The sequence below is a fragment of the Pseudomonas sp. 1L-C-7-B-C1 genome (assembly GCF_057291635.1).
Window position 1 is genome coordinate 249,867 of the sequence record NZ_JBXAWH010000005.1, and the last position, 25,042, is coordinate 274,908.

The 25,042-nt window shown below is 60.5% G+C and carries 26 protein-coding genes; 13 read left to right on the plus strand and 13 right to left on the minus strand.

Translation table 11 applies throughout. From position 1 onward, the window contains the following. Position 1: 1 nt before the first annotated feature. The 4 genes from AC0Z8Z_RS10370 to acs all read right to left on the minus strand — a co-directional run bounded on the left by AC0Z8Z_RS10370 (position 2) and on the right by acs (position 5,549). Complete coding sequence (locus AC0Z8Z_RS10370) at positions 2 to 700, minus strand: ABC transporter permease (protein ID WP_122537547.1); 699 nt, start codon at positions 698 to 700, stop codon at positions 2 to 4. Beyond that, positions 697 to 1,386 (minus strand): ABC transporter permease, encoded by a 690-nt coding sequence (locus AC0Z8Z_RS10375; protein ID WP_122537546.1) that lies wholly within the window; start codon positions 1,384 to 1,386, stop codon positions 697 to 699. The genes AC0Z8Z_RS10370 and AC0Z8Z_RS10375 overlap by 4 nt, the downstream gene beginning before the upstream one ends. Before the next feature lie 91 nt (positions 1,387 to 1,477). Beyond that, positions 1,478 to 2,254, minus strand: a complete 777-nt coding sequence (locus tag AC0Z8Z_RS10380; protein WP_122537545.1) for an ABC transporter substrate-binding protein — start codon at positions 2,252 to 2,254, stop codon at positions 1,478 to 1,480. Between the two features lie 1,339 nt (positions 2,255 to 3,593). Continuing rightward, positions 3,594 to 5,549 carry an acetate--CoA ligase gene (gene acs / locus AC0Z8Z_RS10385; RefSeq protein ID WP_172611230.1) on the minus strand — a complete coding sequence of 652 codons (1,956 nt, stop codon included), beginning with the start codon at positions 5,547 to 5,549 and terminating at the stop codon, positions 3,594 to 3,596. Positions 5,550 to 5,997: 448 nt separating this feature from the next. Here acs and AC0Z8Z_RS10390 point away from each other — a divergent pair, with 448 nt between their 5' ends. Beyond that, on the plus strand, positions 5,998 to 6,264 hold the full coding sequence (locus AC0Z8Z_RS10390; RefSeq protein WP_122624628.1) for a DUF2790 domain-containing protein: 267 nt from the start codon (positions 5,998 to 6,000) through the stop codon (positions 6,262 to 6,264). 124 nt (positions 6,265 to 6,388) lie between these two features. Here AC0Z8Z_RS10390 and AC0Z8Z_RS10395 read toward each other — a convergent pair whose 3' ends face one another. Next, positions 6,389 to 7,942 carry a sigma-54-dependent transcriptional regulator gene (locus AC0Z8Z_RS10395; RefSeq protein ID WP_485619033.1) on the minus strand — a complete coding sequence of 518 codons (1,554 nt, stop codon included), beginning with the start codon at positions 7,940 to 7,942 and terminating at the stop codon, positions 6,389 to 6,391. Between the two features lie 277 nt (positions 7,943 to 8,219). Here AC0Z8Z_RS10395 and phhA point away from each other — a divergent pair, with 277 nt between their 5' ends. The 5 genes from phhA to AC0Z8Z_RS10420 all read left to right on the plus strand — a co-directional run bounded on the left by phhA (position 8,220) and on the right by AC0Z8Z_RS10420 (position 12,394). Beyond that, a complete protein-coding gene (gene phhA / locus AC0Z8Z_RS10400; protein WP_205484440.1) occupies positions 8,220 to 9,008 on the plus strand; it encodes a phenylalanine 4-monooxygenase in 789 nt (262 codons plus the stop codon). A gap of 50 nt (positions 9,009 to 9,058) precedes the next feature. Then, a complete protein-coding gene (locus tag AC0Z8Z_RS10405; protein ID WP_074890313.1) occupies positions 9,059 to 9,415 on the plus strand; it encodes a 4a-hydroxytetrahydrobiopterin dehydratase in 357 nt (118 codons plus the stop codon). A gap of 1 nt (position 9,416) precedes the next feature. Next, positions 9,417 to 10,613: an amino acid aminotransferase gene (locus AC0Z8Z_RS10410; protein WP_485619034.1), complete on the plus strand. Its 1,197-nt coding sequence runs from the start codon at positions 9,417 to 9,419 to the stop codon at positions 10,611 to 10,613. Between the two features lie 179 nt (positions 10,614 to 10,792). Continuing rightward, complete coding sequence (locus AC0Z8Z_RS10415) at positions 10,793 to 10,930, plus strand: hypothetical protein (RefSeq protein ID WP_485619036.1); 138 nt, start codon at positions 10,793 to 10,795, stop codon at positions 10,928 to 10,930. 249 nt (positions 10,931 to 11,179) lie between these two features. Continuing rightward, positions 11,180 to 12,394, plus strand: a complete 1,215-nt coding sequence (locus AC0Z8Z_RS10420; RefSeq protein WP_485619037.1) for an MFS transporter — start codon at positions 11,180 to 11,182, stop codon at positions 12,392 to 12,394. Positions 12,395 to 12,409: 15 nt separating this feature from the next. Here the strand turns inward: AC0Z8Z_RS10420 and arfB are convergent, their stop codons facing one another. Together arfB and AC0Z8Z_RS10430 are read right to left on the minus strand one after the other, a co-directional pair. Next, positions 12,410 to 12,823 (minus strand): alternative ribosome rescue aminoacyl-tRNA hydrolase ArfB, encoded by a 414-nt coding sequence (arfB, locus tag AC0Z8Z_RS10425; RefSeq protein WP_065986956.1) that lies wholly within the window; start codon positions 12,821 to 12,823, stop codon positions 12,410 to 12,412. A 53-nt stretch (positions 12,824 to 12,876) separates the two neighbouring features. After that, complete coding sequence (locus AC0Z8Z_RS10430) at positions 12,877 to 14,301, minus strand: amino acid permease (protein WP_485619038.1); 1,425 nt, start codon at positions 14,299 to 14,301, stop codon at positions 12,877 to 12,879. A gap of 482 nt (positions 14,302 to 14,783) precedes the next feature. Here AC0Z8Z_RS10430 and AC0Z8Z_RS10435 point away from each other — a divergent pair, with 482 nt between their 5' ends. Together AC0Z8Z_RS10435 and AC0Z8Z_RS10440 are read left to right on the plus strand one after the other, a co-directional pair. Continuing rightward, positions 14,784 to 14,921: a hypothetical protein gene (locus AC0Z8Z_RS10435; RefSeq protein WP_163022139.1), complete on the plus strand. Its 138-nt coding sequence runs from the start codon at positions 14,784 to 14,786 to the stop codon at positions 14,919 to 14,921. A 70-nt stretch (positions 14,922 to 14,991) separates the two neighbouring features. Next, positions 14,992 to 15,960, plus strand: coding sequence for a CgnE/CgnB domain-containing protein (locus AC0Z8Z_RS10440; RefSeq protein WP_485619039.1), 969 nt, complete (start codon positions 14,992 to 14,994; stop codon positions 15,958 to 15,960). An 83-nt stretch (positions 15,961 to 16,043) separates the two neighbouring features. Here the strand turns inward: AC0Z8Z_RS10440 and rluB are convergent, their stop codons facing one another. The 6 genes from rluB to AC0Z8Z_RS10470 all read right to left on the minus strand — a co-directional run bounded on the left by rluB (position 16,044) and on the right by AC0Z8Z_RS10470 (position 20,892). Further along, positions 16,044 to 17,294, minus strand: a complete 1,251-nt coding sequence (rluB, locus tag AC0Z8Z_RS10445) for a 23S rRNA pseudouridine(2605) synthase RluB (RefSeq protein ID WP_485619040.1) — start codon at positions 17,292 to 17,294, stop codon at positions 16,044 to 16,046. A gap of 213 nt (positions 17,295 to 17,507) precedes the next feature. Further along, entirely contained in the window at positions 17,508 to 17,696 is a 189-nt protein-coding gene (locus AC0Z8Z_RS10450) for a DUF1289 domain-containing protein (RefSeq protein ID WP_163022138.1), read from the minus strand. A 53-nt stretch (positions 17,697 to 17,749) separates the two neighbouring features. Beyond that, positions 17,750 to 18,541, minus strand: a complete 792-nt coding sequence (gene scpB / locus AC0Z8Z_RS10455; protein ID WP_485619041.1) for an SMC-Scp complex subunit ScpB — start codon at positions 18,539 to 18,541, stop codon at positions 17,750 to 17,752. A 17-nt stretch (positions 18,542 to 18,558) separates the two neighbouring features. After that, positions 18,559 to 19,257 carry a segregation and condensation protein A gene (locus AC0Z8Z_RS10460; RefSeq protein WP_485619103.1) on the minus strand — a complete coding sequence of 233 codons (699 nt, stop codon included), beginning with the start codon at positions 19,255 to 19,257 and terminating at the stop codon, positions 18,559 to 18,561. Between the two features lie 128 nt (positions 19,258 to 19,385). Next, a complete protein-coding gene (locus AC0Z8Z_RS10465) occupies positions 19,386 to 20,018 on the minus strand; it encodes an L-threonylcarbamoyladenylate synthase (RefSeq protein ID WP_485619042.1) in 633 nt (210 codons plus the stop codon). Between the two features lie 13 nt (positions 20,019 to 20,031). Further along, a complete protein-coding gene (locus tag AC0Z8Z_RS10470; RefSeq protein ID WP_122537532.1) occupies positions 20,032 to 20,892 on the minus strand; it encodes a PHP domain-containing protein in 861 nt (286 codons plus the stop codon). 65 nt (positions 20,893 to 20,957) lie between these two features. Here AC0Z8Z_RS10470 and AC0Z8Z_RS10475 point away from each other — a divergent pair, with 65 nt between their 5' ends. The 5 genes from AC0Z8Z_RS10475 (at position 20,958) to AC0Z8Z_RS10495 (ending at position 24,968) form a co-directional block, all read left to right on the plus strand. Continuing rightward, positions 20,958 to 21,566 (plus strand): septation protein A, encoded by a 609-nt coding sequence (locus tag AC0Z8Z_RS10475; RefSeq protein ID WP_172611213.1) that lies wholly within the window; start codon positions 20,958 to 20,960, stop codon positions 21,564 to 21,566. Between the two features lies 1 nt (position 21,567). Continuing rightward, positions 21,568 to 21,867, plus strand: coding sequence for a YciI family protein (locus AC0Z8Z_RS10480; RefSeq protein WP_122537530.1), 300 nt, complete (start codon positions 21,568 to 21,570; stop codon positions 21,865 to 21,867). A 272-nt stretch (positions 21,868 to 22,139) separates the two neighbouring features. Continuing rightward, positions 22,140 to 22,817: a response regulator transcription factor gene (locus tag AC0Z8Z_RS10485; RefSeq protein WP_122537529.1), complete on the plus strand. Its 678-nt coding sequence runs from the start codon at positions 22,140 to 22,142 to the stop codon at positions 22,815 to 22,817. A 276-nt stretch (positions 22,818 to 23,093) separates the two neighbouring features. Continuing rightward, positions 23,094 to 23,537, plus strand: coding sequence for a Spy/CpxP family protein refolding chaperone (locus AC0Z8Z_RS10490; protein ID WP_172611211.1), 444 nt, complete (start codon positions 23,094 to 23,096; stop codon positions 23,535 to 23,537). Between the two features lie 93 nt (positions 23,538 to 23,630). Beyond that, on the plus strand, positions 23,631 to 24,968 hold the full coding sequence (locus AC0Z8Z_RS10495; RefSeq protein ID WP_485619043.1) for a sensor histidine kinase: 1,338 nt from the start codon (positions 23,631 to 23,633) through the stop codon (positions 24,966 to 24,968). Positions 24,969 to 25,042: the final 74 nt, after the last annotated feature.

Consider the following 25,042-nt stretch of genomic DNA (forward strand, 5'->3'; position numbering starts at 1 on the left):
ATCAGTGCTTCCTCGGGGCGAGGTAACTGAGCCAGCGGCGCTCGGCCAGCTTGAACAGTTTCACCAGAATGAACGTCAGGCACAGGTAGAAAACGCCTGCAGTGATGTAGGCCTCGAACGGCAGGTAGAACTGGGCGTTTACAGCGCGCGCCGCACCGGTGATGTCCATCAGCGTGACGATGGACGCCAGACTGGTGGTCTGCAGCATCATGATCACTTCGTTGCTGTACTGCGGCAGCGCCCGGCGCAGGGCCGACGGCAGCAGAATGCGGCGGTACATTTTGGCTTTCGACATGCCCATCGCCCGCGCCGCCTCGATCTCGCCCGGCGGCGTGGACTTCAGACTGCCGGCGATGATTTCAGCGGTGTAGGCGCTGGTGTTGATGGCGAAGGCCAGGCACGCACAGAACGTCGCGCTCGACAGCCACGGCCACAGAATGCTTTCGCGCACCGCTTCGAATTGCGCCAGCCCGTAGTAGATCAGGAACAACTGAACCAGCATCGGCGTGCCGCGAATGACGTAGGTATAACTCCAGGCCAGCAGATTGACCCAGGCGATTTTCGACACGCGCATCAAGCCCAGCGGCAGTGCAGCGAGCAGGCCGAAAAACAGCGAGAGCGCGAGCAGTTTGAGGGTGATCAGCAGGCCGCCGAAATACAGCGGCAGGCTTTCCCAGACGACGTTGTAATCGAAAATCATAGGTCTGCCACCCTAACGCCGGCCGAGTAACGTTTTTCGACGTAGCGCAGTACCAGCAGCGAGACACTGGTGATCACCAGGTACATGGCCGCGACTGCGAGGAAGAAAGTGAAGGGCTCGCGGGTGGCATCAGCCGCCTGCTTGGCCTTGAACATCATGTCCTGCAGACCGACCACGGAAATCAGCGCGGTGGCCTTGGTCAGTACCAGCCAGTTATTAGTGAACCCGGGGATCGCCAGACGGATCATCTGGGGTACCAGAATGCGGAAGAACACCCGGCCACTGCTCATGCCGTAGGCCATGCCCGCTTCGGCCTGGCCTTTCGGGATGGCCATGAACGCGCCGCGGAAGGTCTCCGACAGGTACGCGCCAAAAATGAAACCCAGCGTGCCGATACCGGCCACCAGCGGGTTCAGGTCAATGTAGTCGTCGTGACCGAGCAACGGCGCAACGCGGTTGAGCAGGTCCTGACCGCCGTAGAAAATCAGCAGAATCAGCACCAGATCGGGAATGCCGCGGATCACGGTGGAGTACAGATCGCCCAGCCAGGCCAGCCAGCGCACCGGCGACAGCCGCAATGCCACGCCGATCAGGCCGAGCACGATCGCCAGCGCCATGGAGCACAGAGCGAGCTGCAAGGTCAGCCATGCACCGTCGAGGATGACGGCTCCGTAACCTTTCAACATGTTGTTTGGCCCTCAAGCGCGGGATAGAAAAATGGCGCAATCAGTCGGTGCGGTGACCGGCTGTTTGCGCCATTGACGGCTTTAAACCAACTTACTTGCCGTAGATGTCGAAGTCGAAGTACTTGTCCTGAATGGCTTTGTATTTGCCATTGGCACGGATGGCCGCGATGGCGGCGTTGAGCTTGTCCAGGTCCGCCTTGTCGCCTTTGCGCACGGCAATGCCGACGCCATCGCCGAAGTAGTTGACGTCGGTGAAGGCCGGGCCGACGAACGCGTAGCCTTTGCCGGATTCGGTGTTCAGGAAGCCGTCCTGCAGCAGGGTGGCATCAGCCACGGTGCCATCGAGACGACCGGCGCCGATGTCCAGATAGACTTCGTTCTGCGAGCTGTACGGCTTGATTTCAGCACCCAGCGGGGCCAGGACTTCCTTGGCGAAACGCTCGTGGATCGAGCCACGCTGCACGCCGATGTTCTTGCCCTTGAGCTCGGTCAGGGCGTCGCTGACGACGGTGCCCTGCTTCATGACCAGACGGGCCGGGGTGTTGTAGTACTTGTTGGTGAAGTCGACCGACTTCTTGCGGTCTTCGGTGATGGACATCGAGGACAGGATGGCGTCGATCTTGCGCACTTTCAGCGCCGGGATCAGGCCGTCGAATTCCTGTTCGACCCACACGCACTTGACCTTCATCTCTTCGCACAGGGCGTTGCCGATGTCGTAGTCGAAGCCGACGATGCTGCCGTCCGGCGCCTTCGAGGCAAACGGAGGGTATGCCGCTTCGATGCCGATCTTCATGGGCTTTTCATCGGCGAACACGGGCTGTGCCAATACGGACAGTGCCAGCGCACCCAGCAGCATGAGCTTTTTCATTTCTTGGAACTCCATCGGTATAACGCGACAAATGGCAGTGAGCGAGACGCTCAATGAACAGGAGGAATCAGAAATTGCGACGCGAGGTGCCGGCGGGTCTCTGGACCCGACTAGCCTTCGGCGAGTGGTCGGCATTTTAGCGGCAGGCTGAAAGTCGATATTTCTTCAATGCGACAACTAGTTACAGAAGCGCATGAAATCGTATTCAGGCTAATTGACATCCAAAAAGCTTTATGCAAGTGCCAGAGCTGGCAAACCTATCAACGAAGCAAATAACGCGCCCATTATTGGCAAAGCCTTATGATCCGGCAAGTCCAGCGTGGAAGCGGGTTGATTCGGCGCGATGAAATGCCTGGTTTTCGGGTGGAAATGCCCCACTGGGGCGAGGGAGGTTACCGGGACGGATGCGCGGTAACAAATCGATATTTCTCGATTCTCCGGGTCCGCCTGAGGGCTTGAGATCAAGAGCGTCTGCCTAAGGGCAGACGTTTCGCCTTCGGCGAGTTACTTGGAAAAGTCGAAAGTCGCACCATCCCCAAGTAACCAAAGGTGCTTGCTCCTGGTTTGGCCCTCCTTCGTCGGGTTCCCTCACTCCGACGAAGCTCCGTGGGCCCGCGCCGAACGGACATCCATGTCCTAGCGGCGCTCTCGCGGCATCCATGCCGCTCGGCCCACTCCGCGTCGTCTGCGTTCGGCCTGCACCCAAGTCGCGATTGGCGGTGTTTGAGCCTCTTGCGTATGAAGATCAAAAGCAGATCAAAAGCAGATCAAAAGCAGATCAAAGGCAGATCGAGGGCGGATCAGGGCCGGATTGCGGGCTAAGGATACTGGGGGAGCGAGCTTGCTCGCGAAGGCATTGGCACCTCCGCCAAATAATTGGTGTTTGAAATGCAGCATTCGCGAGCAAGCTCACTCCCACAAGGACGGGGGTGCGATCAGCATAATTGTTGGCGCCTGGACTGGCCTCTTCCCGGCTAAAGCCGGTCCCACTAACAGACCGCGCGCCCCCGTAGGACCGGCTTTAGCCGGGAAGCCTTTGATCTGCTTTTGCTCTTCAAACACAAAAAGCCCAGACACCACCAAACGCGACTTTGGTGCAGGCTGAACGGAGGTCTCGCGGAGTGGGCCGAGCCGCAGGGATGCGGCGAGAGCGCCGTCAGGACATGGATGTCCGTTCGGCGCGGGCCCACGGAGCGAGGCCGGAGTGAAGGAACCCGACGAAGTCGGGCCCAACCGAGAGCAGGCACCCTTGGTTACTTGGGGTGCTTTTCCAAGTAACTCGCCGAAGGCGAAACAGAGGCCGTTAGGCCGACGCCCTTGATCTTACGAAGCAAGACCGTCAGGCCGCAGTCATGGTCTTGTGGGTTTCCACCAGATGCGCAACCACACTCGGATCAGCGAGCGTCGAGATATCGCCCAGCGCGTCGTACTCCCCGGTCGCGATCTTGCGCAGGATGCGTCGCATGATCTTCCCGGAACGGGTCTTCGGAAGACCCGGCGCCCACTGAATCACATCCGGCGAAGCAATCGGACCGATCTCCTTGCGCACCCAGTTGCGCAGCTCGATGCGCAACGCTTCGTCCGGCACTTCACCGCCGTTCAGGGTGACGTAGACGTAGATGCCCTGCCCTTTCAGATCGTGAGGCACGCCCACGACCGCCGCTTCGGCCACTTTCGGGTGAGCCACCATCGCACTCTCGATTTCGGCGGTGCCCATGCGGTGGCCAGACACATTGAGCACGTCGTCGACACGACCGGTGATCCAGTAGTAACCGTCTTCGTCGCGACGGGCGCCGTCGCCGGTGAAGTACATGCCGCGGAAGGTCTTGAAGTACGTGTCGACGAAACGATCGTGGTCGCCGTACAGGCTGCGCGACTGACCCGGCCAGGAGTCGAGAATCACCAGATTGCCTTCCGCCGCGCCTTCGATGAGGTTGCCGAGGTTATCCACCAGGGCCGGGATGACGCCGAAGAACGGACGCGTCGCCGAACCCGGCTTCAAGGCAATGGCGCCAGGCAGCGGGCTGATCAGAATGCCGCCGGTTTCGGTTTGCCACCAAGTGTCGACGATCGGGCAATTCTTGTTGCCGACCGTGTTGTAGTACCAGTTCCAGGCTTCCGGATTGATCGGCTCGCCGACCGAACCCAAGAGACGCAGGCTCGAACCATCAGCACCGTCTACGGCCTTCGTGCCTTCAGCCATCATGGCGCGAATGGCGGTCGGCGCGGTGTAGAGGATGTTGACCTTGTGCTTGTCGACAATTTTCGACACGCGGGTGATGTCCGGGTAGTTCGGCACGCCCTCGAACAGCAGCGTGGTCGCGCCATTGGCCAGCGGGCCGTAGACGATATAGCTGTGGCCGGTGACCCAGCCGACGTCCGCGGTGCACCAGTACACTTCGCCCGGACGGTAATCGAACACGCGCTCGTGGGTCAGCGCCGCGTACAGCAAATAGCCCGCTGTGGTGTGCAGCACGCCCTTCGGCTTGCCGGTGGAACCCGAGGTGTAAAGGATGAAAAGCGATTCTTCGGCGCCCATCTCTTTCGGCGCGCAGGTGCTTGAGGCCACGTCCAGCAGCGAGTGGTACCAGATATCGCGATGACGGTTCCACTCGATATCGCCGCCGGTGCGCTTGCACACGATGACCTTCTGTACGCTCGCTGTTTCCGGGTTGGTCAAGGCACGGTCGACGTTGGCCTTCATGGCGGTTTTCTTGCCGCCACGCAGCCCTTCGTCTGCGGTAATCACCACTTTCGATTTGCAGTCGATGATGCGACCAGCCAGTGCTTCAGGCGAGAAACCACCAAACACCACCGAGTGAATCGCACCGATGCGCGCGCAGGCCAGCATGGCCACCACGGCTTCCGGGATCATCGGCATATAGATAGTGACGACATCGCCGCGATGGACATCCTGCCCGCGCAGCGCGTTGGCGAACTTGCAGACTTCTTCGTGCAGTTCGCGGTAGGTAATGTTGCGGCTCTCGGAAGGATCGTCGCCCTCCCAGATGATCGCGATTGAATCACCGCGCTCGGCCAGATGGCGGTCGAGGCAGTTGTAGGAAACGTTCAGGGTGCCGTCGGCGAACCACTTGATGTCGACGCGGTGGTCGTCGAAGGAGGTCTGTTTGACGGTGGTGAATGGCTTGATCCAGTCAAGGCGCTGGGCTTGTTCGCGCCAGAAGCCATCGGGATTGACCACCGACTGCTGGTACATCGCCTTGTAGGTCGCCTCGTCAGTCAGCGTATTGGCTGCCACTTCAGGGCGGACGGGGTAAAGGGAAGCCGCACTCATCTTTCTTACCTCGGTGGAAATGTTGTTGTTTTATGACCCTGTTGTATCCGCCGATGGCTGCAAAGGCCATTCGACGATGGTCTTACCGACTCCGAGCATAGCGCTGAAAGCAGGTGAAGTGCCCGGTTTCAGGCAAATCTTCATGTCCCGGCTACGACTAAAGAACCCGTCGAGCCCTGCCAACAACCGAATAACAGCGATTGTTGCCGATTTGCTCAACAGACTTTATCAGAATGGTTTCTATATGAATTCCGGACAGGGGCATAGAATCCGTTCCGCCAACACGGCAAATGATTGATTAACAACAGCCCCCACGCTGGAATATCGATCAACTAAACCCACCCGGTCATCATTCGCTTCACCCAGAGCCCCACAAGGATTCTGCGCACCCTGTCGACCGCACTTTCTGCGTCGCAGTGTTAATGAAGCAACTTAGAGGAAATGAGTAATGAAAGCTGCACTGGTTGTAATGGCTCTTTGTGGTTTCAGCGCCATGGCAATGGCAGAAGAATCCGGCGCAAAAGTGGCCGCCCAGCAACAGCGTGTCGAGGAATACACCTACTCCACCAAGCTGGATATCGCGAAGGTTATTTCAGTGGATGAAGTGCCGAACGTCTGCCAGGTCGTCCCACAGCATATGACCTACGTTGACTCTCAGGGCAAACGCCACGTGCTTGAGTATCAGGTCATGGGCAACGGTTGCAGCAACGGCTGATCAGTTGCGCTCGCCGCTTGCTTGCAAGAGCGCTTGCCCGCGAATCGCGGTGTATGAGTTTATATATCCGCTAACAGCATTACCGATTCGCGGGTAAGCGTGCCTCTACAGTCATGAACAACTTTTAACTTTGGCCTATTCCGTAGTGCTTCAACTTATTGGCGACGGTTGTATGGGAAACACTCAATCGCTTGCCTAATAAACGGCTGCTCGGGTGCGCCGCATATAGCTGCTCAAGTACTGCTTTCTCGAACCGCCCGACAATGTCTTCCAGCCCCCCTTCCAGGGAAAACGCTCCCAAGGGTTGTCGCACGCCGTAATCCGGCAGGCGAATATGTTCAGCTTTCACCAGTTTTCCGTCGCACAGCGAAACAGCCTGGAACAATACGTTTTCCAGCTGCCGCACATTGCCCGGCCAGTGGTATTGGCTGAGCCGCTCCATTGCCGCTGGCGCCAGCCGGGGTAAGGCGCAACCAATCTGCCGACTGGCCTGATCGAGAAAGTGCTCAACCAGCGGCGCAAGACCGTCCAGGCAGTCGCGCAGGGGCGGAATGTGCAGCGACAGCACGTTGAGCCGGTGGTAGAGGTCCTGGCGGAATTCGCCCCGGGTGCAGAGTTCGGACAAGTCCACTTGCGTGGCACAGATGATGCGCACGTCCAGGTAAACCTCTTCGTCGCTGCCGACCCTTCGGAAGCAGCCTTCCTGCAAATAGCGCAGCAGTTTCGCCTGCAACCGCGCACTCATTTCCGCGACGCCGTCGAGAAACAACGTCCCCCCCGAGGTCAATTCGAGCAGCCCCAACTTGCCTTCGGCTCGTGCACCTTCAAATGCGCCGGGGCCGTAGCCGAACAGCTCGGTCTCAGCCATGGATTCGGAAAACCCCGCGCAGTTGAGCGCCATCATCGGCGACTGGCCGCGGGGGCTGGCCAGGTGACAGGCCCGCGCCAGCAGTTCTTTACCCGTGCCGGTTTCGCCTTCGATCAGCAACGGCGCATCCAGCGGGGCCATGCGGCGGGCCTCCCGAACCACCGCGGCCATCACCTTCGAACTCTGAAAAATACTGTCGAAACCGCGCAGCTCTTGCTTGCGCACGTTATAGATGTGCTCGCCGACCCGGTCGGCGCGGTGCAGTGTCAGCACCGCGCCGGCCATGGCCTCGCTGTCTTCATGCTCGGATTGCAGGGACGCGATGTCAGCCAGAAAGATGTCGCCCTTCACTTTCACGCGCATGCCGTTGATGCGCGAGCGATTGGCGCGCACCAGTTGCGGCAGGTCGAAGTCCTCGGCGTAGCGGGACAGCGGGATGCCCGGCACCTCATCAACGCGCACGCCCAGCAGCTGCGCGGCGGCGCGGTTGGCCGCAACGATGGAGCCGCCCATGTCGATGGAGAGCACCGGGAATTCCAGTGCGCCGAGCAAGGCATTGAGCTCCATGTGCCGACGCTCGCTGGGCATCAATCCCACACGCTTGACGCCGAATACCCCGGCGATGGTCTCGAACTTCGGCACCAGCGCCTGGAACTGCAGATTGATCAGGTTCGGGCAACGCAGGTAAATGGCGTCGCCATGCTCACCGCCCACTTCGCCGCCGGAGACGTTGACGCCGTAAGCCACCAGCAACTCGAGGATGTCGCGCAGGATACCGACGCGGTTCTGGCAATGGACTTTGATACGCATGAAGGGCTCGCGAACGTGGCATCGATTTCGGATTGGGCCGAGTTTATCGTCAAGAATACGTTACAGCGCAAGCGTTGAATGAAGCGCAACGGGTGATGTATTTGAGCAAGCGCCGGCTGGTCGTCACGATTTCTTTACAGATCTGCGAGCATTGCGGCCCTGATCGAACGGCAACCCTGCACTTCAAGAGCGCCAAATCAGCTATCAATGGCTCAGTCGGATTTAACCTCCGCACATCGCTTTGCTCCATATAAGAAGAAACCACCAGGAGAGCCCCATGAGTACGCAGTACGTCGCCCGCGAGCCGGATGCCACCGGATTCATTGATTATCCCGACGCTGAGCACAGCATCTGGAACACCCTCATCACCCGGCAGCTCAAAGTCGTCGAGGGCCGTGCGTGTCAGGAGTATCTGGATGGGATAGAGCAACTCGCCCTGCCCCACGACCGTATTCCGCAGCTCGGCGAGATCAACCGCGTCCTCGGCGCTACAACGGGTTGGCAAGTCGAGCGCGTACCGGCGCTGATCCCTTTTCAAACGTTCTTCGAGTTGCTGGCGAGCAAGCGATTTCCAGTCGCTACGTTCATTCGCAGCGAAGAAGAGCTCGACTACCTGCAAGAGCCCGACATCTTTCACGAGGTTTTCGGACACTGCCCGCTACTGACCAACCCCTGGTTTGCAGAATTCACCCACACCTACGGCAAGCTCGGTCTGGCAGCCAGCAAAGAGCAGCGCGTGTATCTTGCCCGCCTCTACTGGATGACCATCGAGTTCGGCCTGGTCGACACGCCCCAAGGGCGCAAGATCTACGGCGGCGGCATCCTTTCCTCGCCCAAGGAAACCGTTTACAGCGTGTCATCAACCCCTGAACATCAACCCTTCGACCCGATTGAAGCCATGCGCACGCCCTACCGCATCGACATTCTGCAGCCGCTGTATTTTGTGCTGCCGGATCTCAAGCGTCTGTTCGACCTTGCCCACGAAGACATCATGGGCATGGCCCGCACGGCGTCCGAACGGGGGCTGCACGCGCCGAAGTTCGCCGCCAAGACCAAAGCCGCCTAAAACAAAAGCTGCCTGAAACAGCAGCCCGAACCCGATCAAGGAATCTCCCAATGACCGCTCTCAATCAATCCCAGTGCGAAGCCTGCCGCGCCGACGCCCCACAGGTCAGTGACGCCGAGCTGCCGGATTTGCTCAAGCAGATCCCGGACTGGAACATCGAAGTGCGTGACGGCGTCATGCAGCTGGAAAAAGTCTTTCTGTTCAAGAATTTCAAATTTGCGCTGGCGTTTACCAACGCGGTCGGCGAAATTGCCGAGGCCGAAGGTCACCACCCGGGTCTGCTGACCGAATGGGGCAAAGTGACCGTGACCTGGTGGAGCCATTCCATCAAGGGGCTGCACCGCAACGATTTCATCATGGCCTCCCGCACAGACGAGGTGGCCAAAAGTGCCGAGGGCCGTAAGTAAAATGCATTTTTCACAGATCCAGCGCGTACCGGACGATCCCATCCTGGGCCTGATTCAGGCCTACGCCAAAGACCCGAATCCGAACAAGTTCGACCTGGGCGTGGGCGTCTATAAAGATGCGCAGGGCCTGACCACCATTCCCCGCGCGGTGAAAATCGCAGAGCAACGGCTGGTCGATTCCCAGCCCACCAAGAGCTACATCGGTGGCCATGGCGAACCGCGTTTCGGCACGCTGATCTGTGAGCTGGTCATGGGCGCCAATTCACCGCTGATCGCCAGTAAGCGCGTTGGCGCCACCCAGACACCCGGCGGCACCGGCGCGCTGCGTTTGAGCGCGGACTTCATTGCCAATTGCCTGCCGGGCAAGGGCATCTGGCTGAGTGATCCGACCTGGCCGATTCACGAAACCATCTACGCCGCGGCGGGCCTCAAAGTCAGTCACTACCCCTACGTGGGCAGTGACAACACGCTCAACGTGCCGGCCATGCTGGAGACGTTGAGGACTATTCCCGAGGGCGACGTCGTCCTGTTGCATGCCTGCTGCCACAACCCGACCGGGTTCGACCTGTCCCGTGATGACTGGTACGCGGTGCTGGAAATCGTCAAGCAACGCAACCTGCTGCCCTTGATCGATTTCGCGTATCAGGGTTTTGGTGACGGTCTTGAGGAGGACGCCTGGGCGGTTCGCCTGTTTGCCGGCGAACTGCCTGAGTTGCTGATCACCAGTTCCTGCTCGAAAAATTTCGGCCTGTACCGCGAGCGCACCGGCGCCTTGCTGGTCTGCGCCGACACCACCGACAAGCTGATGGATGTGCGCAGTCAGCTGTCGGCGACGGCCCGTAATCTGTGGTCGAATCCACCGGATCATGGCGCTGCCGTCGTCGCCGAAATCCTCGGCGATCCTGAATTGAAAGCCCTTTGGGCTGAAGAAGTCGAAGAGATGCGCAGCCGCATTGCGCGCCTTCGGGTCGGGCTGGTCGAGGCACTCACGCCGCTGGGTCTGGGTGAACGCTTCGCCCACATCGCCGTGCAGCGCGGGATGTTTTCCTACACCGGCATGAACGACGATCAGGTGGCGCGTCTGCGCAACGAACACAGCGTGTACATGGTGGCAGCGGGTCGGGCCAACGTGGCGGGGATTGATGCCACGCGACTGGCTGAACTGGCAGCGGCGTTTGCAGCGGTTTGCGAGGACTGAGGCGCTCACCGAGCCGACTTTTTCGAGGGCCGCGCGCATGTTGTAGGAACCTATCCTCACTACATGACCGGCGGCCCGCATTTAAAAGTCTGATTGTCATTTGTACTGCTGTATCCTCCCTGAGCGTTTTAAGACGCGCTGTTCAATTCAGCCGCAACACACTTGTGAGGAGCGATGATATGCATGAAATCCCGAACTTCCCCTTCCCAAGCCAAACCCAGCAAAGTGCAGCAGCCCGCCAGGAACTCGGTCAGCCGATCGAGCTGAAAGCCAGCGGTAAGAGTAATGACAGCAGCAAAGCCCAAAGCCCGCGCTGAAGGCCGATTTTTACCGCTGACTGTTCAGCCCCTATGGAAGAGCGTCTTCAAGGTGTATTTCCATAAGGGCTGAATCATTCGCAACAGGCTTTACCTCTGCTTGACCCCGAAATCAGATCCGCCCATCCGCTGCTGCCATGAACCACCGTGCCTCGTTATCATGTGCCCTCGCACGGATTCAAGCGTCTACGCTTCAACCCGATTGCCCCCTCGCCTTTCTATTTCCGTCGTAACCGTGGATCTATGCCCATGCCAGACGCTTCGAGCGCTGCCCCTCAACGTCCTATGGCTGTCACGCTGCAGGTTGTTTCCATCGTGCTGTTCACCTTCATCGGCTACCTGAACATCGGTATCCCGCTGGCCGTATTGCCGGGCTATGTGCACACCGACCTAGGCTTCGGCGCGGTGGCCGCCGGGCTGGTCATCAGCGTGCAATACCTCGCCACACTGCTCAGCCGCCCCTTTGCCGGGCGCTTCATCGACACCCGAGGCCCGAAAAAGGCCGTCATCATCGGCCTGTTCGGCTGCGGGTTGAGCGGCGTGTTCATGCTCCTCGCCGACTGGCTCGACGCCTGGCCGATGGTCAGTCTGATCAGCTTGTTCGTGGGCCGTCTGGTGCTCGGCAGCGCAGAAAGTCTGGTTGGCTCCGGCTCGATTGGCTGGGGCATCGGCCGCGTCGGCGCTGCCAACACGGCCAAAGTGATTTCCTGGAACGGTATCGCCAGCTACGGCGCACTGGCCATCGGCGCGCCGCTGGGTGTGCTGCTGGTCAACGCGCTGGGGCTGTGGAGCATGGGCGTCAGCATCATGCTGCTCGCGGCGCTGGGGATTTCCCTGGCCTGGAAGAAAACCCCGGCGCCGTTGGTGCATGGGGAGCGTTTGCCCTTCCTTCACGTGCTAGGGCGTGTGCTGCCCCACGGCACTGGGCTGGCGCTGGGGTCAATCGGCTTCGGCACCATCGCGACGTTTATCACGCTGTATTACGCCAGCCACGCCTGGCCAAATGCGGTGTTTTGCCTGAGCCTGTTCGGCGCCTGCTTCATCGGCGCACGCCTGCTGTTCGGCAACCTGATCAATCGCATCGGCGGCTTCCGCGTGGCGATTGCCTGCCTGTCGGTGGAGACGTTGGGGTTGCTGCTGCTGTGGCTGGCGCCCAACCCGAATCTGGCATTGGCCGGCGCGGCGCTGACCGGCTTCGGCTTCTCGCTGGTGTTCCCGGCGCTCGGCGTTGAAGCGGTGAATCTTGTGCCACCCGCCAGTCGCGGTGCGGCAGTGGGGGCTTATTCGCTGTTCATTGATCTGTCACTGGGGATTACCGGGCCGGTGGCGGGCGCCGTGGCGGCAGGCTTCGGCTTTGCGTCGATTTTCCTGTTTGCCGCGCTGGCTTCGCTGAGCGGGCTGGGGCTGAGCGTGTATCTCTACAAGCACGCGAAGAGGACGCGGGAAAAGCCAGTCGCGAGCTGATCCCGCTTGCGCGGGTCAAAAATCGACCTTGCCCCGCCCTGCCTTGATCGACCCGCGCTTGGTCTTCGACTCCAGTCGACGGGTCTTCGAGCCCAGGGTCGGCTTGGTCGGCCGGCGCTTCTTCTCGACCTTCCCTGCACTGATGATCAACTCACTCAGGCGCTCCAGCGCGTCAGCACGGTTTTGCTCCTGCGTCCGGTATTGCTGCGCCTTGATGACCAGCACGCCGTCGCTGGTGATACGACTGTCACGCAGCGCCAGAAGTCGTTCCTTGTAGAACGGCGGCAGCGACGAGGCGTTGATGTCGAAGCGCAGGTGCATGGCGCTGGACACCTTATTGACGTTCTGCCCCCCCGCCCCCTGTGCACGGATGGCAGTCAGCTCGACGTCGCTGTCCGGCAGATGGATGTTGTTGGAGATGATCAGCATCGCAACCTATGTCCTGGTCCAAAGCCGCCGCGATTTCACCGGCGGCTCTCGCCTCATTTGATGATCGACGTGCGCTGGGCCATCGACTCGCTGTTGGCCCGGCGCTTGTTCTTGATCAGGTAGAACACCCACATCGCCGCCAGCCAGACCGGGATCGCGTACACCGAAACCCGGATGCCGGGAATCATCAGCATGATCCCCAGAATCAGCACCACAAACGCCAGACAGACGTAGTTGCCATACGGGTACCACAGCGCCTTGAACAACGGCTGCTGGCCGACGCGGCTCAGGTGTTGGCGGAATTTGAGGTGGGAATAGCTGATCATCGCCCAGTTGATCACCAGCGTCGCGACCACCAGCGACATCAACAGCTCGAGGGCGTTTTGCGGCATCAGGTAGTTGAGCAGCACAGCAATCAGCGTCACGGCCGCCGATACCAGAATCGCCCGCACCGGTACGCCGCGACTGTCGACCCGCGCCAATGATGGCGGCGCATCGCCCTGCTCGGCCATGCCGAACAGCATGCGTGCGTTGCAATAAGTGCCGCTGTTGTAGACCGACAAAGCCGCCGTCAGCACGACGAAGTTAAGAATGTGCGCCGCCGTTGTGCTGCCCAGCATCGAGAAAACATGCACGAACGGGCTGCCGCTGTAGGCATCGCCGGACGCATTGAGGTCGACCAGCAAGGCGTCCCACGGCGTCAGTGACAGCAGCACCACCAGCGAGCCGATGTAGAAAATCAGAATCCGGTAGATGACCTGGTTGATGGCCTTCGGAATGATGGTACGCGGTTGGTCCGCTTCCGCAGCGGTGAAGCCGAGCATTTCCAGGCCCCCGAACGAGAACATGATGAACGCCAGCGCCATGACGAGCCCGCTCACGCCATGGGGGAAGAAGCCACCCCGATCCCACAGATTGCTCACCGACGCTTGCGGGCCACCCTCGCCGCTCACCAGCAGATAACTGCCCAGGGCGATCATCCCCAGAATCGCCACGACCTTGATGATCGCGAACCAGAATTCGGCCTCGCCGAAGACTTTCACATTGGCCAGGTTGATGACGTTGATCATCACGAAGAACACGGCCGCCGAGGCCCACGCAGGGACTTCCGGCCACCAGTACTGGATGTATTTGCCGACGGCGGTCAGCTCGGACATGCCCACCAGAATGTACAAAACCCAGCAGTTCCAGCCCGACAGGAAGCCGGCAAAGCCGCCCCAGTATTTGTGGGCGAAATGGCTGAACGACCCGGCCACCGGCTCTTCGACGATCATCTCGCCGAGCTGGCGCATGATCATGAAGGCGATGAAGCCGCAGACGGCGTAGCCAAGGATCATCGACGGGCCAGCGGATTTCAGAACCCCTGCCGAGCCCAGGAACAGACCCGTGCCAATCGCGCCACCGAGGGCGATCAGCTGGATGTGGCGGTTCTTCAGACCACGCTTCAAGTCACCCGAATGGGACATGTTTTCACTCATTGGCAAATCACCTTGGCGCGCTTGTCTGTGACGGAATCGAACCCGACGCGCTCATGGCGCGACGGAGGAAAACGGAGTGGGTAACCTCGAGGGGTTGGCGTCCGTACGCCGGTGGATCACAGAAAAAACGGGCGCGTATTGTACACCGCTCACACCGGTTTGCGCGGAGAGTAAGACCGGCTTAAGCCGGGAAGCTGTGATTGATTGAGCTCTTAATCACCCCGCCGACACAATTTTGTCGCGAAAATAATTAACCGAAATCGTAAGCTCCCTAACGTTGTTTTCGCTGCAACTTTTGAAAAGTCCGGCAAAATGCCAGCATCCAGCACCCGTTTTTCACTTTGCAACAGCCTGACTATTGAACTAGTTTTTTCAGTGCTTGCTGGCCACGAAGGTCAGTGTGCTTCCATGACGAGGACTTAAGGCGATGCCTTTCGTCCTCGCTGCATTCGGCAAGTACGTCATTCTCAGGAGATTCACCTATGCAAACAGTTGAACTGGCTCTGGAAGAAGAACTGCAATTGGACGATTGGTTTGAAGCACCGACTCATGATGCCGCTGTGGAGATGATGCAGGCCGACGCCGTGGTGCCGTTTGGCACTGCCATGTGGCCGTTCTAAAACAGCTAAAGGGCGAACGTGGCTAACGCGTTCGCCCTCTTGTTTTGAGCATTCGGAGCGGAGCGCACCCATGGACAACAGCAGCGCCATCGAACACTTCCTGTATTACCTGCAACACCACCCCGCCGTTAACGGCATGACCACTCCCCAAGTACTACTGGCCCATACCCCGGAATACCACAGCCTCGTCGATGGCATCGCCGAAAGCTCAACGGCGCGGGATTTCTTCCGGTTCAGCACTATGCCGCTGGACACCACCCCGGTCGGCGAACTGACAGAAGCCATCACCCATTCCGATCTCTATGTCCTGTTCTACGATTCCTCAACGCTGCCCAACCCGCGCGCCGAAGGACCGCCTTTCATTCGTCAGTTGCAGGAGGTGATGTCGGCGCAGTGGAAGAAGTCTCTGCTGTTCAAGGATTACGGCGACTATTTCTACGACACGTTCAGCGTTGAGCCAGAGCGCATCGCGCAGCTGAATGCGGCGTTGATCGACACCATGAGCGAAGGCGAGACCCTCAGCTTCAGCGACGAGCACGGCTCGTACTTCGAGGCACCGCTGCGCGAACTGAAGAAGTGGACCAACATCAACGGCGTCGGCAACTACGACCTGGCACCCGGTGAGATCGCCACCCACAGCGAATCCATCAACGGTCATGTGCGGTTCCTCGGCACCTTTCTCAGCACCATCCCTTTCGCGCGCAAGTACGGGATCATCGAATCGCCACTGGAACTGTGGATCGAGAACTCCGTGGTGACCCGCATCGCTACTGACGTACCGGGGCTGGAGCATGACTTCAATAAATACCTGGACGCCAATCCCTCGAACCGGCGCATCGAAGAACTGGGGATCGGCACCAACGAAGGCGTCAGTCAGCTGTACGCGCGCAACGCGGGGTTCGAAGAGCGTCACTGCGGGCTGCATCTGGGCCTGGGCGGCGGCGCCAAGGGCAGCCATCACATGGACCTGATCTTCAACAGCGGTTCACTGGCCGTGGACAAGCGCGTGGTGTTCGACGGCACCGCCTACGTCGTCTGACTCTTAAGCGCGCATAAAAAAACGCCAGTCTCTCGACTGGCGTTTTTCGTAGTGCAGACCGCTGTCAGTGTTTCACTACGGCATTACTCAGGCTTGCGACGACCGAAGCCTGGACGCTGACCGGAGCCGCTTGGAGGGCCGCGGCGTTTGCCGGACGGGGTCTTGTCGTCCACCAGACCAATGCCAGGGCGCGAAGGCTTAGGCTTGGCCGGGCGTTTGTTCATGTCGCTCGGGCGTTCCGCCACTGGCGTACCACGACCGTTGTCACTGCGAGCGCCGTCGCCACGTGGATTGCCGCCACGGGCATTGTCGCCGCCACGACCACCGATGGCCGGACGCGGGGTGCGCGCCGGACGACCGTTTTCCGCAGGCTTGCGCGCCGGGCGCTCGCCATCCGCCAGACGCGGCTCGCGGGCCGGACGATCAGGGGACACTGCATCCTTGGCCGGACGCAGCTGACGCACACGCTCGCCTTTGCCCAACGGACGGGACGACTGACGCTGCAAACGCTCCAGCTTGTCCTTGGTCTTGGCGGTCATCTGCGGCATCGCGACCGGCGTCAAGCCGACCTCCGCGCTGAGGATGTCGACTTCCTGCTGACTCATTTCGCGCCAGCGGCCCATCGGCAGGTCGGAATTAAGGAACACCGGACCGAAACGCACGCGCTTCAGGCGGCTGACCACCAAGCCCTGGGATTCCCACAACCGGCGAACTTCGCGGTTGCGGCCTTCCATCACCACGCAGTGGTACCAGTGGTTGAAGCCTTCGCCGCCCGGTGCCTGCTGGATGTCGGTGAAACGCGCCGGGCCGTCTTCCAGCACCACGCCAGCCTTCAGGCGTGCCAGCATGTCGTCGTCGACTTCGCCACGGACGCGCACGGCGTACTCGCGGTCCATCTCGAACGAGGGGTGCATCAGGCGGTTGGCCAATTCACCGTCAGTGGTGAACATCAGCAAGCCGGTGGTGTTGATGTCCAGACGACCGATGTTGATCCAGCGGCCTTCTTTCGGGCGCGGCAAGCGATCAAAGACGGTCGGACGGCCTTCAGGGTCGTCGCGGGTGCAGATTTCACCATCCGGCTTGTTGTACATGACGACGCGGCGAACGGTTTCGGCGGCTTCTTCGCGGCGGATCACGCGACCGTCGACCGTGATGGCGTCGTGCAGGTCAACGCGTTGACCGAGAGTGGCCTGAACGCCGTTGACCTTGATGCGGCCTTCGCCGATCCAGGCTTCAACGTCGCGACGGGAACCGACGCCAATGCGCGCCAGGACCTTCTGCAGTTTTTCGCCTGCTGGGCCGATCTCTTTGTCTTGCTTGTCTTGTTCACTCATCTGGGCACCTCCCGGTGTGTCGAATCAGGGCATGCGCGAGTGGGCATGGCCTGTGGCCCGGCTCTCTGGAAGAAAGCGGCTCCGGATCAGAACAACTCTGAAGCGGAACGGGCAGAAAACTGAAATCCCTGGCGCGTGTGGATCGCCAAAAGGTCGCGAATCATACGCGCCTGACGCGCGTTGCGCATCAAAGACTAGATGAAAAAATCAGGCTCACTTCTTTTTCCGCCGACTGGCGCCCTTGAGCTTGATCAGCCGGAGGGCCGATTCGGCGAGCACCGAGCGCTTTTCGTCCTTTTCCATCTTTTTCCAGGATTTGATCTCGCGCTTGCTGCGACCGCAGCCGAGGCAAATCTCTTCGTCGAACTTGCAGAGGCTGATGCAGGGATTCTTGGTGCTCATGGGTTCGCCTGAGTGAGGAATTGGGGCTGCGGACATTTCCGCCGCAGCCATCGTCACCGAGGATCTTCATCGTCCTGCGGCGGTTCTTCCAATTCAGACTCTTTATCGGCCTCATCGAGCAATAAATCGTCGAAGTCGATTTTCAGGCCCTGCTCCATGGTATCCAGCTCGGCCAGCAGGCTGCGGAAACTGGTCTCATCCCGAGGGGTTTCAGGCTCTGCGTCGGGATCAACTTCCAGGCTGGCATCGGCCAACGCCTGCAAATGCGCAGGCACTGGCGCGTCGTCGAATTCCAGCACCGGCTCGGTTTCCATCTCGCGCAAGTCGGCCAGCGGCGGCAGTTCGTCGAGGCTTTTCAGGTTGAAGTGGTCAAGAAAGGCTTTGGTAGTGGCGAACATCGCTGGCTTGCCGGGCACGTCGCGGTAGCCGACGATCCTGATCCACTCGCGCTCCATCAGGGTCTTGACGATGTTGGTATTGACCGCGACGCCGCGCACGTCCTCGATCTCGCCCCGGGTGATCGGCTGGCGATAGGCGATCAGCGCCATGGTTTCCAGGAGGGCGCGCGAATAACGCTGCGGGCGTTCTTCCCACAGACGCCCGACCCAGGGCGCGAACTTCTCGCGGATCTGCAAGCGATAGCCGGTGGCAACCTCTTTCAGTTCAAAGGCGCGGTTGTCGCAGGACTTGCCCAGCAACGTCAGCGCCTTTTTGAACACCGGCGGTTCGGGCCGCTCGCCCTCTTCGAACAGCTCATAGAGGCGCTCCAGGGATTGCGGTTTTCCGGAGGCGAGCAGAAACGCTTCGAGCAACGGCGCCAGATCGCGGGGTTCATTCAGGTTCATTGATCAGTTCTTGCTCTTTATTCGGCTCGCGCCCGCACATGAATGACGGCGAAGGCTTCGTTTTGCACCAGCTCCACCAGTTGCTCCTTGACCAGTTCCAGCACAGCCATAAACGTCACCACCACACCCAGCCGCCCCTCTTCTGCCGTGAATAGCTCGGCGAAGGGCACGAAACCCGCGCCTTTCAAGCGCTCCAGCACATCGCTCATGCGCTCGCGGGTGGACAGTGCTTCGCGGCTGACCTGGTGGCTTTCAAACATGTCGCCACGACGCAGCACGTCGGCCATCGACATCAACAGCTCTTCGAGGGCGACGTCCGGCAACAACTTGCGCACCCGCGCTTCGGGGGCCTCCAGCCTGGGCACCAGTACGTCACGGCCCACGCGAGACAGCTCATCGATGCTTTCTGCCGCCGCCTTGAAACGCTCATATTGCTGCAAGCGGCGGATCAGTTCGGCGCGGGGGTCGCCCTCTTCCTCTTCGGCCATTTCCGACCGGGGCAACAACATGCGCGATTTGATCTCGGCGAGCATGGCCGCCATGACCAGGTACTCGGCGGCGAGCTCCAGACGCACGGTTTTCATCAGCTCGACGTAACCCATGTACTGACGGGTGATTTCCGCCACCGGGATGTCGAGGATGTTGATGTTCTGTTTGCGAATCAGGTAAAGCAGGAGGTCCAGCGGGCCTTCGAAGGCTTCGAGGAAAACTTCCAGCGCATCCGGTGGAATGTACAGGTCGACCGGCATCTGCGTGACGGCCTGGCCGTACACCATGGCAAACGGCAGCTCTTGCTGGGCGTGCGCCTGAGGGTCGGTGCGGGACTCAAGCGTTTGCGCGTCGGTCACTCGGCGTCGACCCCGAACGGCGTCGGATCGCCACATCCGACCCGGACCACTTTCGGATCGCCTTCGGTCAGATTGACCACCGTGGAGGCTGAAATCCCGCCTTCGCCCGCATCGATAATCAGATCGACCTGATGCTCGAGAATCCCGCGCATTTCGTGAGGATCGCTCATCGGAATGGTCTCGCCGGGCAGGATCAGGCTCACGCTCATCAGCGGCTCGCCCAGCTCCTGCAGCAGCGCCTGGGCGATGGGATGACCCGGCACGCGCAGGCCGATGGTCCGACGCTTGGGGTGCAGGACCAGACGCGGCACGTCACGGGTGGCGCCGAGGATGAAGGTGTACGGCCCCGGCGTATGCGCCTTGAGCACGCGGAACGCCGCCGTATCGACCTTGGCGAACAACCCCAGTTGGGACAGGTCGCTGCACATCAGCGTGAAATTGTGTTTGTCATCGAGTTGACGCAGGCGACGGATGCGCTCGACGGCCGTCTTGTCGCCCATCTGGCAACCCAATGCGTAGGACGAATCGGTGGGATACACCACCAGACCGCCCGCCCGGATGATTTCCACGGCCTGCTTGATCAGGCGCGCTTGCGGATTCTCCGGGTGGACCTGGAAAAATTGACTCACGGTAATTTCCTGTTCAGACGGCAGTAGGCTGGTCATGTTTGAACCGACACCAAAGGGGCGGCAGGTCTTCGGGCAATGGGCGATAAACGCCGATTTCAGACCATGCGCCTGGGGCATGAAAATCACTGCCGGCACTGACCAGCAGACCGAACTCACGGGCCAGAATCGCCAGACTGCCGACCTGATCGGCAGGCTGCAGGCCGTTGACCACTTCTATTGCGTGGCCGCCGGCCTGGATAAAGTCGGCGACCAGCTTGCGACGCTTGCTGCGAGTGAAATCGTAATGCGAAGGGTGGGCAAGGCTGATCCAGGCCCCGGCGGCGCGCAGGGTCGCCACCGTTTCCTCAAGGGTCGGCCAGTGTTGCTTGACGTCGCCCAGTTTGCCCGCACCAAGCCATTTGCGGAACGCTTCGGCGCGATCTTTGACGAAACCCTGATTGACCAGAAAATCGGCAAAATGCGGTCGGGCCGGCGCATTGCCGCTGTCGCCCAGCGCCTGCTGCACCGCGCGCGCACCTTCGAGCGCGCCGGGCATACCTTTCATCGCCAACTTTCGGCTTATTTCTTCGGCCCGCAACCAGCGGCCCGTGTGCAATTGCTCAATGGCCTCACGCAATTGCGGGGCATCTACGTCGAATCCGTAGCCCAGTACGTGAATGGTGGCACCGCCCCAAGTGCAGGACAATTCAATGCCATCAATCAGCTGCATACCCAGCGCAAGCGCCGCAGCACGGGCCTCAGCGAGGCCTTCAAGGGTGTCGTGATCGGTCAGCGCGAGGACTTTGACGCCGTGCTCGTGGGCACGCGCGACAAGTACCGCAGGCGCAAGGGCGCCATCGGAAGCGGTGCTGTGGCAGTGCAGATCGACGTTCATAGGGGCGCTTTCGCAGTCATTGATGTTTGTTATTATGCCGTCACATCCAGCTTCTGGCTCTTACTGTGAAACAATTCATCGACTTCATCCCGCTCATCCTGTTCTTCATCGTTTACAAAATCAGCCCGCAAGCCGTCGATGTCCTTGGCCACAGCTTCATGGTTGGCGGGATTTACAGCGCCACCGCGATGCTGATCGCCAGTTCCCTCGTGGTCTACGGCGTCCTTTATGTCCGTCAGGGCAAACTGGAAAAAAGTCAGTGGCTGACGCTGATTGCCTGTCTGGTCTTCGGTAGCCTCACCCTAGCCTTCCACAGCGAAACCTTCCTGAAGTGGAAAGCTCCGGTCGTGAACTGGGTCTTCGCGCTGATCTTCGCCGGGAGTCACTTCATTGGCGACCGTCTGTTGATTCAACGCATCATGGGTCACGCGCTGACCCTGCCGCAGGCGGTCTGGACCAAGCTGAACATCGCCTGGATCGTGTTCTTCCTGTTCTGCGGCGCGGCCAATCTCTATGTGGCGTTTACCTATCAAGAATTCTGGGTCGACTTCAAGGTGTTCGGCAGCCTGGGCATGACCCTGCTGTTCCTGGTCGGCCAGGGCATCTTCCTGGCCCGCCATATCCATGACGCCGACCCGTCCACCCAGCCTTCAAACAAAAAAAGAGAGGACTGACATGCTCTACGCAATCGTGGCAACCGACGTCGCCAACTCGCTGGAAAAACGCCTGGCCGCACGCCCTGCGCATCTGGAGCGTCTGAACGCAATGAAAGCCGAGGGCCGCATCGTCCTTGCGGGCCCGATGCCTGCGATAGACAGCATCGACCCGGGTACGGCAGGGTTTACCGGCAGCCTGATCGTCGCCGAATTCGAGTCGCTCAAGGATGCCCAGGCCTGGGCCGATGCTGATCCCTACGTCGCAGCGGGTGTCTACGCTGGCGTGGTCGTCAAACCATTCAAGCAAGTCCTGCCCTGATACGTCAGTCGAGCACCCGGCTTTTTTCAAGAGTCGGGCCGCCTTCAACCCGCACGCTAAAGCTCACCCTTCGCACCGCCCTGCCGATACGTTGCTAGAACCAAAGGCTTTAACTGCGGCTCAAAGAGGCACGGGCGGTCATGCCTTGTGGGTGTTGATCGAACAATAATGGTTTGTCGCGAGGGGTCACGCAGCAAGGGTGGCCCTCCAGTGCGGTATCTTTGCCAGCGGCTGGCGTAGACGTCGTCGGCACTGGCTAAATTGAGTGAGTCATGAGCGAGCTGTTACTTATTGATGATGACCAGGAGCTCTGTGAGCTTCTGAGCAGTTGGTTGAGTCAGGAAGGGTTCGCCGTGCGCGCCTGCCACGATGGCCAGAGCGCGCGCAAGGCGCTCGCTGAATTTGCACCCGCTGCGGTGGTGCTGGACGTGATGCTCCCCGACGGCAGCGGTCTGGAACTGCTCAAACAATTGCGCACCGATCACCCAGACCTCCCTGTGCTGATGCTCTCGGCGCGCGGCGAACCGCTGGACCGTATCCTCGGTCTGGAGCTGGGCGCCGACGATTACCTGGCCAAGCCCTGCGACCCACGCGAACTGACCGCCCGTCTGCGTGCCGTGTTGCGCCGCAGCCACCCGACGGCGGTGTCGTCCCAGATCGAGCTGGGTGACCTGTGCTTCAGTCCGGCGCGCGGTGTGGTCACGATTGACGAGCAGGAATTCACCCTCACCGTTTCCGAAGCGCGCCTTCTTGAAGCCTTGCTGGGTCAGCCCGGCGAGCCGCTGGAAAAGCAGGAGCTGGCGCAACTGGCCCTGGGCCGCAAGCTGACCCTCTACGACCGCAGCCTTGATATGCACGTCAGCAACCTGCGCAAGAAGATCGGCCCCCACGCCGACGGCCGCCCGCGCATCGTTGCACTGCGCAGCCGCGGGTATTATTACAGCCTCTAGCGAGGCAGCTGGGAGCGGCAAGTTTCAAGCTGCAAGTTGCAAGCAACAGCGACAGCACAAGCCACAGCATCGGCAGCGACGCAGGACTGCTTTTGGCTTGAAGCTTGTGGCTTGCCGCTTACAGCTGGGCGCCCACTCGGTAGCAGGCACACTACGTCAACACGCCAGCGCGCCCCCTTTACCCAAGCTTTACCGATGCCTGACCTCCCTTGACCTTGATCTCCCTAAACTGGCCTCAACCGGCACAGAGCCGAAATCGAGACAAGGAGATTCACCATGCGCAAGACTTTGATGGCTTTGATGTTCGCCGCAGCCCTGCCTACCGTCGCAATGGCCATGCCTCCGGAAGGCGGCCCGATGGGTGGCCCTGGCGGCCCAGGCTTCGATGGCCCCGGCATGCATCACCGTAAAGGCCCGATGGACAAGCTGAACCTGACCCCGGAACAACGTCAGCAAGTCGACAGGCTGATGGGCGCTCAATGGCATGGCCGCAACGAGATCACCCAGAAGTACCTGGCCAAGCTGTCGGCTGCCGACCAGAAGGCGATGAAGGATGAACAGGACGCCGCCCGTGCTAAAACGCAGTCCGACATACGCGCCCTGCTGACGCCGGAGCAACAGAAGACCTTCGACCAGGTCCAGAAGGACGAAGCCCAGCGCCGTGCGGACCGCGCCGAGTTCGAAGCCTGGAAAGCGCAGAAAGCGCAAAAAACCCAGTAACGGCCTGCTGGCGCGGCATTACACTTCCCCCAACCCGACACGCTTCCCGGCGTGTCGGGTTTTCTGTTTGACGAACCGGGTCGAGGGCAGCACGTGCGATCATTGTTCTGGAGAATCCTGGCGAGCTTCTGGCTGGCCATCGCGTTAGTGGCGGGCCTGTCGATTCTGATGGGCCATGTGCTCAATCAGGACGCCTGGATTCTCAGTCGTCATCCCGGTCTGCATAACTTGCCGCAGAAATGGGTCGAGCTGTACGAAGGCCAAGGTGAGAAATCTGCCCAGGACTATCTGCAAGACCTCAAGCGCAAATACCACATCGACGTTCAGGTGCTGAACGACAGCGGCGAAGCGGTGATCCCCGGCACCTTCCCGCCCCGCGCGGCGGCCTTTGAAGAGCGGCAGAAAGACGACACACGCCCATTGCCGTGGCGGCGCCTGACCAGCGAATACACCAGCGAAAAAACCGGTGAAACCTACCTGTTGATTTACCGTATCCCCCACCCGGAGCTGGACGCGTGGCACCGCGACAGTCTGGTCTGGCCGCTGAGTGCGCTGGGTATCGCGCTGGTGGTGCTGACGTTGTTCAGCCTGATGGTGACGCTGTCGATCACCCGCCCGTTAAGCCGTCTGCGCGGCGCGGTGCATGATCTCGGCCAGACCACCTACCAGCAAAACAGCCTGGCGCAACTGGCTAATCGACGGGATGAATTCGGCGTGCTGGCAAATGACTTCAACCGCATGGGCGCCCGGTTGCAGAGTCAGATCAGCAGCCAGCGGCAGTTGCTGCGTGACGTTTCCCATGAACTGCGCTCTCCCCTGGCCCGGTTGCGGATTGCCCTGGCGCTGGCCGAACGTGCCGAACCGGTCGAGCGAGACAAGCTGTGGCCGCGCCTGACGCGCGAGTGCGACCGGCTGGAAGAATTGATCAGCGAGATTCTGGCGCTGGCGCGACTGGACGCCGACATGGGCAGCGCCACAGCGGTGGATCTGTCAGGGCTGTTGCACCATCTGCAGGCCGAGACGGAGATGGGCAGCGGCGAACAGACGGTTTCGGTGTCGGTGGAGCCAGGCGTGCAGTTGCAGGGCTGGCCGAGCGTGCTGGAACGGGCGCTGGATAATCTGCTGCGCAACGCGCTGCGTTTCAATCCGGTAGGTCAGCCGATCGAGTTGAGCGCGAGCATTGAGGGGGATGAACTGCGGCTTAGCGTGCGGGATCATGGTCCCGGCGCCAACCCGGAGCATCTGGCGCAGTTGGGCGAGCCCTTCTATCGCGCGCCGAACCAGACCGCGCCGGGTTACGGGCTGGGTCTGGCGATTGCCAAACGCGCCGCCGAGAAGCACGGCGGAACGCTGATGCTGGGCAATCACCCGCAGGGCGGGTTCGTGGCCAGCATCGTGGTACCCCGCGAGCTAACCGTTTTGCACGGCTGATTCGGTGGTACCGCCTTCTGCGATTCTCGGTGGGACCGGCTTCAGCCGGAACGAGGCCGGTGTGTATACCGGCA